Raw genomic sequence first — 13,634 nt, 5'->3', positions numbered from 1 at the left:
CCGACCTGTCGTTTCCGCATTGCCCCTCGGCTCAAAGCATTGAACATTTAAGTCATTGCTCACCGGTTATGTAATTAGTATAGCGCTCTCAAAACTATCTTCCAGTACCCCATTGTGTATTTAAGAAATGAATTTTCGTCATAACAGAATCGGCTTATCATGCGTCGTTTAGCCATACCAAAAGCATGACAAGCGCTCGGCCTAGTGGTGTCATAATCAATTCTGAAAACGCATATCCGACATAGTACTTTCTGTATATCGACAGCTTTGATTTTTTCCGATATCGGAAAAAATTCAAGCCAAAATTTCTTCCGATATCGGAAAAAAATCGAGTCCAAAACCCTCGCTTTGGAGAGTGCAGGCTCATTTCGAGCTTATCAAGCGCGATTCCAACCAGGCACTGCTATATATCGTTTCCATATAAAGGCGTCCAGTGTCGGGGAGAACAGCTACTATGGTGAGCGGCTTTTCCGTATTCAGTTCACCATATCGCATGGCGGCAGCCAGCACGCATCCACTCGAACTGCCCACAAACATTCCTTCTTTGTCCAGCAATTCGTATGCCGTCTCTATGGACGTCTTATCATCGATATGGATTGCCGCATCAATCATCTCCATATTGACGTTGCCGGCAATGAAATCCCCTCCAATTCCTTCCACAAGGTAGGAATTCGGATGCGGCTCAGTCTTATTGAGCCAATCGGCAAGCATACTGCCCTCAGGGTCCGCAAGAACAAGCTTTACCGAAGGCTTTTTCTCCTTGAGGAAGCGTCCAGCGCCGCAGATGGTGCCACCAGTACCAATACCAGCAACGAGAACATCGACTCTGCCCTCTGTTTGTTGCCAGATCTCGGGCCCAGTAAACCTGTAATGAGCCTCCAGATTGTGCTTATTGTCGAACTGACTGACATACCAGCCATCTCTTTCTTGCGCTATTCTCTTGCCTTGATTAATGAAGTGGTCTGGATCATCAATCAGCTTTCCGCCAGGTACAACGATCGTTTCTGCACCCAACACTTGCATCAGATGCACCTTGTCGCGCCCTACCTTCTCGCTCATAACCGTGACCAGCTTATGCCCGGTCAGTTTTGCAACAAGTGCCAATCCGATGCCTGTATTTCCGCCAGTCGCTTCGACGATTAGCTGACCAGGCTTCAGAGTGCCATCCTTTTTAGCCTCCTCGACCATGTAAAAGGCGATTCGATCCTTAACAGACCCGCCTGGATTCATGAATTCACACTTGGCGAGCAAGTCGTGGCATTTGACCCGATTGATTCTGTCCAGGCGAATCATGGGCGTATTTCCGACGGCTGCGGCTAAAGAGTCAAGAATTTCCAAAAACACCTGTCTGAAAAGCAGTCAACCAGTATAAGACAGTCGGGTCAGCAAAATCACGCCGGTCCAGGATATGCCCTTGCATGTCCACAAGAACCGCATCTTATCTCTGTTAAATGCAAACTTAACCATGTTCGCATACAATTTCGGTTTTACGACAGACCCTGAGGTAGGAAGGATGTCCGAGAACGCAACGAGCCAATCTAACGACCAGAGACCAGTTGAGAGACGCCGTGCTCGCCTACCGCAGCCAGATTTTACCCATTACAAGAAAGAGAACGCATACCCGGGGCCAAACTACTTCTTTGTTGGTCATTCATTCAACCTGGAAGATGCTGCTCAAGTTAGTGAATTCCGAGAAAAGCGCGCCAGGGCGATTAATGAAGTCTTTGCTGACGAAACGAAGTGGGCTCCTGTGGATTCAGTCCTGAGCAACCAGAGCTTCTCACAAGTTCTCAGCCGCTTCGAAAACGATTTCCTGCATCGACTCGATGGAGCCTTAATCGGTCCCGCTATCGACAGTAATGGCAAAAAAATCGTCGATTCATTCACTATCTGGCGCAAAGAAATGCGGCGCCAGGAACGCGAGTCAGCCTAGACGGGTACAGCGTTCGAACCCACACTACAGAACCTTCCAGCAAAAAAGATCAGTAAATTCACTGATCTTTTTTGCTATAGCTTTAGGCCGCAAGCTCAACGCGTTCCAGTGCTGTTTAATACGGATTGGCGATCATCCGAATCGGGAATAAAGCACTGTCGAACCGCCGAGGCGCTGAAGAACAATGACCGAGTTTCGCGAAAAGGTTGAGCAACCGGAATTGGTTGTACACGGCGAATCAACAAAACGTCTTATCGCTTCAGAGCAAGCTTCTGAATCACAAGGTGAATGCCAATCTGGGGTCGTTGAAGATGCACCTGCACCTGGACCTGGAACCGGACCTGGCGCATTCTCGACCTCTTCCGGATCCCCGCTCTCAGGCGAAGTCGCTCCAGCAGGGAAGGCCAATCCCGTCACAGATTCAGTGACACGTAAAGTCGAATTGATCCCAGAAAAAAAATCAAACGGCCCGACCGGCCCCGTGACCCCTGGTCTGAATCGCCATCGCGCCATTATAGGAGCCTGCATCGCTCTGTCTCTAGCAGTTTTTGGTCTATCTTTTACTGATTTGAGCAGTCTTTTTGAGAAGTCCGGCAAACTCAATTCGAGCATGCAATTTACGGCCAATAGTAAACAGAACAAGCTACAGGATAACCTGGACTATATTGATGACGGTCCGGCTTCTGAGGGATTGCGTGCGGTACGATCGTCAACCTGGGAAGACAACATTAGCCTCATAGGATTTGCCGACGAAACGGGAACTCTAGTTGTGCCTCGAAATTACATACAGGTGAGCAGCTTTAAGGACGGTCTGGCAGCAGTTAAGTTCAAGATTTCCCAATCAGATTCAAAAACAAACTCTGACCATTGGGGATACATCGACAAAAAAGGACAGACGATACTAGCTCCAATCTACACCTATGCCGGGAACTTCCAAGACGGCGTCGCACCAGTGGTGATTAACGATTTTGGTGCTCTGATTGACAAAAATGGCAAAGTTATTCGAAAAAGCACCGGTCACGGCGCTCCTGCGCGGATTGGAAACTTGTTCAGTATTAAAGACGAGAACGGTTTTGTTGGTATGGTTGACGCCGCAGGAAACTACGTAGTGCCACCAAAATACGAAAGAATCGAAAAAATTGCAGAAGATCCATTGCAGCCAACCAAAGAAAGAGAATACGATCCTGACTTTTTGCAAGTATGGCTAAACGGTCGATGCGGACTGCTTGATCAAACAGGAAAAACGCTCATACCTCCGAAGTATGAATCGATTTCTACGTACAACCGCGGTTATGCAACTGTGACTGAGAAGGGCAATTGCGGAATGGTTGATTCTCACGGCAACTACCTGCTCGAGCCGAAATACAAATTAATCACTATGTACGATGACGTCATAGCAGCCCTTGATTATGAGCAAAACTGGAGACTCTTCGATTCCAGGGGCAAACTGTTACCGACCAAAATTGATGGGGCAATAGCAGACCATACTCAACCATGGCTTTATGACGGCATGGGCGCGGTAATCATCGGGGATAAGTGCGGATACATTAACAGCAAAGGTGAAATCGCAATTCGACCACAGTATGACTACGCAATTCGCTTTTCTAACGAATATGGTCTCGTACAACAAAAAGGAGTGTGGCACTATCTCGACAGAACAGGGAACTTAGCAACAGATAAGTCATTTGTAAGTGCAAAAATCTTCAATAACGGCAACGCCTCCGTGGCGGTTATGGGGCCTCTATTCGAGATCCTCAATGGCAGCAAATTGGAAACGGAAGCAGCAAAGTCATCGAGTGCAAGAAGAAAGTTTCAGATTGGAGAGGGCAATACGTAGCGTGGCAAAATCTACGAAACAGGTCCACCAGGTCCAATCAATAAGCTACGGTGACTTTCTCGCTCACATCTTATTGTGGCAGAAAGCGATCTTACTCGTGCCGATCTGGGGATTGATTGCGATTCCAATCGTTGGCTTTTTGTGCCGTGCCATAGGAGGGTTCGCACCGGAGATAGGCTACGCCGTCATGCTGTGCCTCTGCTTAAACTACTTTCTTGTCGATCTACTGAAGAGAAAAATCAGGATTGACGATGACTACATCTATTTCGGCTATAAAGCTATTCCGATTCGCAGTCTGACAGGCATCGACGTGAATTACAAGAAGGGAAAACTTCTTCCAAATTGGATCACGATCAGAAACAACGACGGGAACGATTTGAGATTAAGCATCGGCGGAATGTCTGAGCAAAACATCGCGGCACTGCTGAAGCATCTCGAGGTCAGAAACTCGAATCTGGCAACAGCACCAGTTTTGAACACCCTCATAAAGTGCCGCCACTCAAAGAAGAAATCGGCGCTCGAGACAACCGACCGTTTGCAGTTGCCCTACAACTCAAAACGCATTATCGGTGAATCCTTCGAGGTGTTCAAACTAAGTGCAGCCCAGTGGATCCGCATGGGTCCAGTCGTTGCTTGCATAGTCTTTGGACCAATGTGGATTGGTATGTTTTCGCGACTGTACGTCATGCTTAATCCAAATAGTTGGCGACAATTGCAACAGATTGGATTACATGATTTCCTGGAAAAAGTATCTGAGGGTTTGTCACGCTTCCTTGCTAGCGGCATGACTAAAACCACCGAAACAGTGCAAACTCTCTCCAACAATCCAATTATGATGCTCATCACAGGTGGTGCTATCCTTGCTTTTGTCATTTACTTTATGCGCATTGCACTCAGACCGAATTTACTTGTAGCAGACAAATTGGGCATTCAGCTGTTGCTAAGAATAGCGGGCACAAACATTCTGATTAAGAAAATTGCCTGGAATCAAATTGCCAGTGCGTCGTTGTTCAAACCCAAAGGCAGCGCCGGTTCACAAAGCTGGAAGATCAGATTGCAGACGCCAAACAACAAGAATTTTGATGTCGACTTATCAGCATTAGCGCATGACGACCGAACATCGCTGCTCAAGCGCATGGAAAAAATGGTTCCCGATTGTCAGATCGACTATGAGTTGTCGCAGGCGATGCGACCTCATGCTGCACACAGCTATACCGAGATCTGGCTTCAGTCTCTTACGCAGGCTCCTGAGCGAAAAACGCTGGAGCCGCTTCAACCAGGTCAGACTCTTTGTGATAACCGCTACGAAGTTCTGCGCAGCATTGGCGTCGGAGGTCAGGGCACGGCTTATCTTTGCAAGGATCTATCTGATGGCAATGATCACAGACAGATGCCGACTGTCGTGCTTAAGGAAACAATCATCCCGGTGTTCGGCGACGAGAGCCTGCGTCGCAAAAGTCTCGAAAGTGTTGAGAAAGAATCTCGCTTGCTGCAATCACTGCACAGTGAAGGCATCGTCAAGCTGCTCGACCATTTTGTAGAAGACCATCGGGCCTACCTGGTGCTCGAACACATAGATGGCAGCAGTCTGAGAGATTCGGTGCAAAACAATGGACCGATCAGTTGCGAACAAGCGCAGGACCTCGCTATTCAAATGTGCAACATACTGCAAACTCTGCACGCAAACGGGGTCATACATCGTGATTTCACACCGGACAACTTGATACTAAATTCCAAAGGTCAATTGAAATTGATCGACTTCAACGTTGCCCAGCAACTCCAGGGCGGGGCAACCGGTACCATAGTCGGCAAACACGCGTATCTGCCTCCCGAACAATTCAGAGGCAAAGCAACGGATCAAAGCGATCTGTACGCCTTCGGAGCTACTCTGTTCTATCTTCTAACAGGGCAGGACCCTGAGCCTATTTCGCAGTCCAATCCTCAAAACTTAAAACCGAACATAACAACACAATTGAATGACATAGTCAAACAAGCAACTTCGTTAAACTTGAAAGACCGCTACAAATCTGCCAAAGAGATTGAAGCCGACTTGCTGCGCGACGCTTCAACAATCACACCAGAAGAAGTTTCAACTTCCACGATTGCATCCGAAGATGCTTCAACAATTGCACCGGAAACAGCGTCAACAATAAAGTTACCGAGAGAGAAGGTCGTAGAGGTCGTAGAGCATGGTTGAACTCGTAGTCAGATCTAAATGTAATAGCTCATTACGACAAATAACAGACATCGTGCTGAATGTCACTTTTCCGATATGGGGTGTTGTTGCTCCACTTTTTGGAGTTGGTCTGCTTATCAGCGCAATCTCCAGTGCGCAAACCAACCATCCATCCAAAGCAGTTGAATATCTTGCCTTCTGCGCAGTTTGCCTTTGCGTAGCGGTCGGATCAGTGTTGCTTAAACGCGCATTGTCCAAAGATTTTATGATTATTGACAAAGAAGGCATACGCCTGCCTAAATTGCTGGGGCGCAGTCTGATTCTGAACTCATACGTGCCCTGGGCAAACGTTCAACGTATTGAAGCAATTGCCAATTCGAACGATCCCGCCAAATCGTTCATAACTCTGAGACGCACAAAAGGAGCACCGATCCGACTGGCGACAAATGATATCGGACCCGAATTTGTTGAACAGCTCTTGCTAGCCTCTCAGATGTGGGTGCCGCAACTCTGTGATGAAAGCCTTAATCAGTTACAGAGCACCATGCGCATCGGCATGAAAAACGAAGATCAGACTTACACTGAGTTGTGGGAAGAAGAGTTGGGTCGCCGATTCTGCCCCACCTCATACATTCCGCTTGAGATAGGAAAGGTTTTACGCAACAGCACGATTAAAGTCATGAGCCATCTAGCATCGGGTGGTCTATCCGCTATCTATCTGTGCCAACTCGATGGAAAGAAACTTGTAGTTCTCAAGGAAGCCACGATACCGGAAAGTGGACCGGAAAATATCAAAGACAAGGCGCGCGAGATGTTTGAGCGCGAAGCACAGTTGCTAATGAAATTGAACAATCCGAATATCGTGCACGTTCTCGATTGCTTTACTGAAGCCGGTCGCAACTATCTGATGCTGGATTATGTAAATGGAGTTGACCTGCGTCAGATGATCAAACAGAACGGTCCTCAGAGCGAAGCTAATGTCCTCGACTGGGCGATTCAGATTGCCACAGCACTCAAATACTTACACGAGCGCGAACAGCCTATCATCCATCGAGATCTGACACCGGACAACCTGGTGCTAAGAAATGATGGACAGGTAATTATCGTTGACTTCGGTGCCGCAAACGAATTTATCGGTAATGCCACTGGCACATTTGTCGGCAAGCATTCGTTCATTGCACCAGAGCAGTTCCGTGGCAAAGCCACCACACATAGTGACATCTATGCTTTTGGCTGTACCATGTTTTTCTTGCTGACCGGACAGGAGCCTGAGGCACTTTCGCCTTCCATTCCCAAAGAACATAACGCGACGATTTCAGATGAACTGTCTGAACTCGTCGAGTCTTGCACGCAGCTTGAGACGAACGAACGTTACCAATCGATCGCCCAGCTGCTGCCCGTGCTTCGCAGACTGGCCGCCCAGACCATGGTAGTGTAGTAAAGAGGGCGGATCTCGATAACCAGTGCTGAAACATCGAGGACCAGTCGTTAAAACTAATTGTTCAAGGCCAGGAATGATTGGAATTGAATGGGTTACCATAGTCGTTTAGTCGAACATCGGTGATAATAATCGAACTCATCGATGGAGTCTGATTACTTGCAACCCATTTACTTGATTGACTTCTACAAAGTTGGTCATATCGACCAATATCCTGCGGGCATCACCCAAATTTGGTCCAACTGGACACCTCGCACCACTCGAATCAAAGATCAGCGTACTGTCGTGCATTTTGGGCTGCAGTATTTCATCAAGAAAATATTGATCGAAGCCTTTGAAGAGGAATTTTTCAAACAGAGTTTAGACGAGGTGATTAAGCATTACAGTGCTGTGATGCAAGCCACGCTGGGATTGCAAAAGCCCCGCACAGACCATATCGCAGCTCTCCACAAGCTGCAATATCTACCTCTCGATATCTATTCCATCCCGGAAGGAAACTCTACGCCGCTCAACAGTCCGTCGGTGGTGCTAACAAACACCCATCCGGACTTTTTCTGGTTACCAAACTATTTTGAGACGATGTTATCGGCTTATCTATGGAAGCCATCAACTTCTGCGACAACCGCACAAAGATTTCGCGCACTGTTTGAGAAGTATGCACGAGAGTCTGGAGAAACGGATTTCTCCTTTATAGACTGGCAGGGACATGATTTCTCAATGCGCGGTATGAGCGGCATAGAGGATGCCATACTCTCAGGCATGGGACATTTAACCTGCTTCTCAGGTACAGATTCATTGCCCGCCATCCTCGCCGCCAACCAATATTACGACGCAGGATTGAGCTGCGGCGGATCGGTGCCGGCAACCGAGCACTCAGTGATGTGCGCCGGTGGTCAGGATGGTGAATTTGAGACATTCCGTCGATTAATTGAAGACATCTATCCGACTGGCATCGTTTCCATCGTCTCCGACACCTGGGATTTATGGCAAGTACTCACCGACTACATTCCGCGCCTCAAACAAACTATCCTGGCAAGAAACGGTAAAGTCGTGATTAGACCTGATAGTGGTGTTCCTGACTTGATCATTTGCGGCAACGAAACAGCCGAAGGACCTGCGCGCAAGGGAGTAATCCAGCTTCTCGCTGAAGCTCTGGGAACAAAACCTAATACTACCTCTGGTGGCACAGCGTTACCACTAATCAACAATGGTGGCGCCATCTACGGTGACGCAATCTCCTACGAAAGAGCAGACAAGATTCTCAGTGGCATAGTGGCAAAAGGTCTGAGTCCATACAACATGGTCTTCGGCATCGGTTCCTATACCTACGAATATGTGACACGCGACACATACGGATTTGCCATGAAGGCGACTGCAACACGACAGAACGGACAGATTATCCCAATCTTCAAAAAGCCTGTGACGGACACCGGTGGCAAATTCTCGCACAAAGGCATTCCCGTCGTAACAGGAGAATCCGGGAAATATGTTGTCAGCGAACAGTCATTGCCGGAAGATCTAGATCGATGTGCATTTGAAAAGGTCTTCAGCGATGGGAAGCTGCTGGTCGACAATTCCTTCTCTACAATCAGGAGTCGCGTTCGTGCAGATTTATAGAGTCGAATTGGGCGACAAAGAAAAATATGAGTTGATCAAATTCCCCGGCGGCGAACTGCATGTGAGAGTGCATGAAAAACTCATGCCGGATATTGTGGCGGCAGACGTAGTAGCGGTCACTGCGCGCATAACCTGCTCCGAGCAAGTGATTGAAACACTATTGCTCTGCGATGCGCTGAGACAAGATAGTGATCGAGCGATATCACTAATCCTGCCGTATCTACCATATGGACGTGCCGATCGCAGATTTAGCGGCGGCGATTGTTTTGGTGTCGCCACGTTTGCACGCTTGATCAATTCGGCTAATGTAACTCCAATCACACTTGACGCTCATTCCGCGCAGGGTCTGCAGCACTTCGAGCGCATCCAGGACCTGCCATCAAATCACTTCATTCAGCAAGCCTTTGACGATTTCAGCAAATACAATAGTGGTGGCAAAGGAACCAATCGTGGTGACGAAGAACCTGCTAGTGGTAACGAAGGACCTGCTAGTGGTGACGAAGAAACCGATAGTGGTGCCGAAGGACCCGCTCCTCTGACTCTGCTGTTCCCTGACAAAGGAGCCCGACAACGTTACGAAGCAGTCAGCAGCAACTATGAAAACGTACTGCACTGCAGCAAGGAACGCAATTTGCTGACGGGCAAACTGAAAGGATTCAAAGTTCCCGAGTTATCCGAATTCAAAACAAAAAAGGTTTTGCTTGTCGACGACATCTGCGACGGCGGAGGAACATTCAATGGTATCGCAGACAGCTTGAAAGAATATGGACTAGAACTCGCTCTTTACGTTACTCACGGAATTTTCTCAAAGGGATTCAGCGAAATAAGTAATCGTTTCAAGCGAATTTATACTACCGATTCGTTCGCAAGAAATCGCGCTTCTGACTTGCCTGGCATGGAGAAGCTCACGGTGTATCCCACGCAAGATTTCTTCCTTCAAAGTCTTTCAAAACTGCAAGAGTTTTCGACGGCAAGCTGAAAGCTACGCGCTTAAGTGTTTGCAGCTTGCTTAACGTTGAATGGAATTCCGTCTGCATCTTTGCCTCGCAAGGCTCTCCATCTAACCTGCAGATTGACGCGATTAACGACAACGATGAACACTTTACGCAAACGCTCAGGGGGACAAGTCAGCGGACGAACACCATGCCACGAATTTTCGGTGCGGTGAAAGATGAAGCTGTGATTGTCCATAATTTTAGATGCCGCTACTACATTGAAAGCATCGAAGGATGGCGCTGAATGAGCCTCTACCGGCTTATCGCTCTCGAGCACAACAGTCTGTCCACCCCAGGTATCATCCCACTCATCGCTGCGATGGAAATAAAAGATATGCGAACCCAACTTGCGACTGGCGTCTACATGAGGTGATACGGAGCATCCTGCTTTAGCGTAATGCCAGTGCATCGTCAGCACAATACGCTCGCTCGCCTTCAGTCCGTACATTCTCCTGATGAACTGTTCGTATTCCGAACCGTGCAAATAATCGACGAATTCCTGCCATACCGCTGACAGGTTCAATTCTGGTCGATACTGAAGCGACAATCGATCGTGACTTTGCTGCCCGTAGCCTCGCGCCTTGCCAAACTCGCTGTGCAACATCGATGGCGGAGGCAATGTTTCCATCAGTTCTTCAAAAGTTTTATCGGTGAGAAAACCTTGAATGTTTGTCCAGGGAAACGGTTTGCGGTTCTGAAAGTCGGCAGCGCTAATCGTCGCAAATGTCTCGGGGTTGATTATTGTCATTGGTACTCCTGGCTTTATACACCGCTGCCTAAGATTGATAGCGCGAAAGGCAAAGGTTCTTCCTCATCCTCAAGATTGATTTGTTTAATTAGCAGGCACGCACGCAACACATAAGACGCCGAACCGCACGTCGAGCGGTGATAAGAGATGACCAACTTTTTATTTCGCTGGAGGTCCGCATCAACGGGCAAAAGACACCACGAATCAATAAATCAATCTTTCGGACGATAGATATGCGGACGTCCCGACAGTTATGCCGAGCACACTGAATGCGGTATACGTCGATAGATCCCGTCATTTAGAGCTAGCATTTAATCAGTCCAACGAAAAGATGGGAGGTTCAGACATGGAAGCCATTCCAATTGTCGCCGCTAAGGTCCTCTTCCGCATCCTCTTGGCTGCTAAAATGACAGCAATCAATATTGAGGAGCACAAGATGCCTGATGCAATTGCGCGACAGGCACGATGAAGCGGAAGACCTGGCTAATGAGTTTCCGTTCAACGTGCCTGAATTGCCACCCCGGACGAACGATCCAAAGTCTCAATACAACCAGATAGTCAAATACGTTGTTATCGATATGAAAGAAGTTTATGAACTCCTGCAGGGTCGATACACAGAATCTGAATCTCGCATCGTTCAGAAGGCAGCGAAGATGGGCATGCTGCGTTTCAATTACGAGCCTGGCAGTGAAATCGGCGATTATGCGCTCAAGATCCTATTAAAAGACTACGGCGGCGGGCTGGAAGCTTCTTCCATTTTCTATGATTTGCAGAAGGCACTGGAGGCGAAAAAATCGCGCGCAGAGATTCTAAAGGCTCTCGATCACACGGACAAATTGGGCACCGATGTGAATAGCTATATGCTGAACATGAAGATGCCACCATCCGTGCGTATGAAATTTAAGAAGTCCGAGGCTTCTTCAGTTAGCGGTAATACGAATGAGGCAAACGTGTCCTCATCACGGCGCGAAGGAAGTAGCAACAAAGTTTGGAGTTCATTTGGTGGATTGTCAGGTAAACCTACGCCAATCGCACAACCACCAGGCGGTAAAACAATTTCGACGCGGGCGGACAAGCTGGCATTGTGGGACATGGGCTCGTTCATCGGTGCAGCGGCACTGTTAAGTCAAAGCCCGGACGTCCCTCTTTCCAAAGCAGCGCAATTTTATGCATGGGCTGAAGACATAGCCCGTAAGTTTCAACTGCAAATCGCGCCATTGCCCGCAAGGACTGGGTCAGTAACGAAAGACACAATGGCAAGCCTGACCTGGGCCACACAAGGTCAGTATCCGCTATGGAACAACTTAGAAAACAAATATGGCGAGACCGAACGTCTCGACGTCGAGCTTGCCACCAAAAGTCAGATGCTGTTACTGGTTTACGAACAAAGTGGCAGCGGTCGCATGGTTTGTGAGGAAATTAGTAAGTCGTTTAAAGAGAACGGGGAGGCTGCGTTTCCTCCGCGTATCTGGAAACCGCTCACAGATGCTATCGATCGAAAAGCATCGAAGGATGAAATAAAACGTCGGGTTGCGGACCTTGACGCAGCAGTGCGTGCCTGGTACGACCCATCAAAACCCGCACCGAGGAATTAAGGATTGGTCCGCTCGCGAGTTAGCGGTTTGTTGTGCACCGGATTGAAACCATCATCTTTTAACACTCTGGACAGGATAGAATTGCTCAAGCCAGGATCAAGTATAGAGTGGAATGTTGCATCGATGTTCGAATTTTCTGGAGGAACAATGCAGTCAATGAAGGTGTTAGCAGCAGTGGGACTAATCAGCATTTTTGCTGGAATTGGAGAGGCAGCGATCGCAGCCGAAAATTATCCTTTCGAAATCAAAAAAGCGAACCGAAAAGCGCTTCGCGCTTACCAGAATATCGTGCCTGCTAAGTACATGGCTATGCCCTGGATTTACACCCTCGAGGGCACCTCACCGCCAATGTCCATCATAAAATTCAAAGGCAAAGATTGTTATTATGGAAGCGTCTGCATGCCTCACAATTGCGGCGGCAACGATGTCATTTTTCTGATCGCAACAGACGGCAGCAGTGCACATGGATTGCTTTGCTCAGCTGATTTAACGAAGGGCAAGGAAGAAGAATTTGGTGTGCACGACGATGCAGCAAAGAAACTGATGGAAAAGCAACTGTCGCAGTAGATTGCATTGATTGACTCAAGGCGTAATGGAAGTTGCTAGTCTATTGCGCTTCCATTTGATCAGCACTGGCACAAAATGATTATTGACGCCTAGAATGTCTGATTGTCTTCCAGAATTGTAATCTCAGCCTGCTCGTCAGTACCAAGCAGTCCCTGAAAATCTGGAATGGAAAAATCGGTCAACCAAGTTTGAATCCCTGGATCTTGGGCTATCTCTGGAATCGATTTCGAGCAAAAGGTGATTACAGCATCGAGATATTTGTTTGCGGAGTCTTTTAACTCTTGCAAGGGCACCAGTGCTGAACGCTGATCGGACCTATCTAACGTCGGATCCTCTATGTGCTTGAACGTAAAAGTTTCCACCTTCACCACCCCATCTCGACGGTGAAATGCTAGATAGAATTCCGGTTGAAGATGCGGAGCAATATATTCTTCCGATACTGAACCTCGTTCCAGTCTGAAACAGATTGCTGCTAATGCACGCGCAAAACCAAGGATTGGATAATTCGTCGTAAAATCACATCCGTTGATTAGGAAAATCTGACGTCCCTCAAATGCTCCAAGCTGAATTACGTCCGACCACTGACGAGGAAATGGAGACAAATCTTCAACTGTTCGAGGGCAGTGAACATCTTCGAAGGCTAGAGTAATCATACTTTCGCGGTTGGCTTGGTGGAACCTCTTTGGTATGATAACAGGAGCGCTTTCCACAAGGCACGAGTTCGACTT

The 13,634-nt window shown here is 47.9% G+C and carries 12 protein-coding genes; 9 read left to right on the top strand and 3 right to left on the bottom strand.

Features of this window, described 5'->3' with window-relative positions; genetic code table 11:
* Window positions 1-363 precede the first annotated feature (363 nt).
* A complete protein-coding gene (locus tag EKK48_12455; protein RTL42790.1) occupies window positions 364-1,338 on the bottom strand; it encodes a cysteine synthase family protein in 975 nt (324 codons plus the stop codon).
* 175 nt (window positions 1,339-1,513) lie between these two features.
* Here EKK48_12455 and EKK48_12450 point away from each other — a divergent pair, with 175 nt between their 5' ends.
* The 6 genes from EKK48_12450 (at window position 1,514) to EKK48_12425 (ending at window position 9,980) form a co-directional block, all read left to right on the top strand.
* Window positions 1,514-1,933 carry a hypothetical protein gene (locus EKK48_12450; GenBank protein ID RTL42789.1) on the top strand — a complete coding sequence of 140 codons (420 nt, stop codon included), beginning with the start codon at window positions 1,514-1,516 and terminating at the stop codon, window positions 1,931-1,933.
* Between the two features lie 184 nt (window positions 1,934-2,117).
* Window positions 2,118-3,770 (top strand): WG repeat-containing protein, encoded by a 1,653-nt coding sequence (locus tag EKK48_12445; protein RTL42788.1) that lies wholly within the window; start codon window positions 2,118-2,120, stop codon window positions 3,768-3,770.
* A complete protein-coding gene (locus tag EKK48_12440; protein RTL42787.1) occupies window positions 3,691-5,967 on the top strand; it encodes a hypothetical protein in 2,277 nt (758 codons plus the stop codon). Before EKK48_12445 ends, EKK48_12440 begins: the two co-directional genes overlap by 80 nt.
* Window positions 5,960-7,384, top strand: a complete 1,425-nt coding sequence (locus EKK48_12435; protein RTL42786.1) for a serine/threonine protein kinase — start codon at window positions 5,960-5,962, stop codon at window positions 7,382-7,384. The genes EKK48_12440 and EKK48_12435 overlap by 8 nt, the downstream gene beginning before the upstream one ends.
* A gap of 144 nt (window positions 7,385-7,528) precedes the next feature.
* A complete protein-coding gene (locus EKK48_12430; protein ID RTL42785.1) occupies window positions 7,529-9,001 on the top strand; it encodes a nicotinate phosphoribosyltransferase in 1,473 nt (490 codons plus the stop codon).
* A complete protein-coding gene (locus EKK48_12425) occupies window positions 8,937-9,980 on the top strand; it encodes a ribose-phosphate pyrophosphokinase (GenBank protein ID RTL42784.1) in 1,044 nt (347 codons plus the stop codon). The genes EKK48_12430 and EKK48_12425 overlap by 65 nt, the downstream gene beginning before the upstream one ends.
* 11 nt (window positions 9,981-9,991) lie before the next feature.
* Here EKK48_12425 and EKK48_12420 read toward each other — a convergent pair whose 3' ends face one another.
* Entirely contained in the window at window positions 9,992-10,744 is a 753-nt protein-coding gene (locus EKK48_12420) for a hypothetical protein (GenBank protein ID RTL42783.1), read from the bottom strand.
* A gap of 253 nt (window positions 10,745-10,997) precedes the next feature.
* Here EKK48_12420 and EKK48_12415 point away from each other — a divergent pair, with 253 nt between their 5' ends.
* The 3 genes from EKK48_12415 (at window position 10,998) to EKK48_12405 (ending at window position 12,906) form a co-directional block, all read left to right on the top strand.
* Window positions 10,998-11,213: a hypothetical protein gene (locus EKK48_12415; protein ID RTL42782.1), complete on the top strand. Its 216-nt coding sequence runs from the start codon at window positions 10,998-11,000 to the stop codon at window positions 11,211-11,213.
* The gene (locus tag EKK48_12410) at window positions 11,188-12,339 is read left to right on the top strand and encodes a hypothetical protein (GenBank protein ID RTL42781.1); all 1,152 of its coding nucleotides are present in this window, start codon (window positions 11,188-11,190) and stop codon (window positions 12,337-12,339) included. Before EKK48_12415 ends, EKK48_12410 begins: the two co-directional genes overlap by 26 nt.
* 123 nt (window positions 12,340-12,462) lie before the next feature.
* Entirely contained in the window at window positions 12,463-12,906 is a 444-nt protein-coding gene (locus tag EKK48_12405; GenBank protein ID RTL42780.1) for a hypothetical protein, read from the top strand.
* 89 nt (window positions 12,907-12,995) lie between these two features.
* Here the strand turns inward: EKK48_12405 and EKK48_12400 are convergent, their stop codons facing one another.
* Window positions 12,996-13,616, bottom strand: a complete 621-nt coding sequence (locus EKK48_12400; protein ID RTL42779.1) for a hypothetical protein — start codon at window positions 13,614-13,616, stop codon at window positions 12,996-12,998.
* Between the last annotated feature and the right edge of the window lie 18 nt (window positions 13,617-13,634).

The organism is Candidatus Melainabacteria bacterium, assembly GCA_003963305.1.
Classification (GTDB): domain Bacteria; phylum Cyanobacteriota; class Vampirovibrionia; order Obscuribacterales; family Obscuribacteraceae; genus PALSA-1081.
The sequence above is the reverse complement of the archived record's forward strand: the minus strand, read 5'-3'. Positions and strand labels throughout refer to the sequence as shown.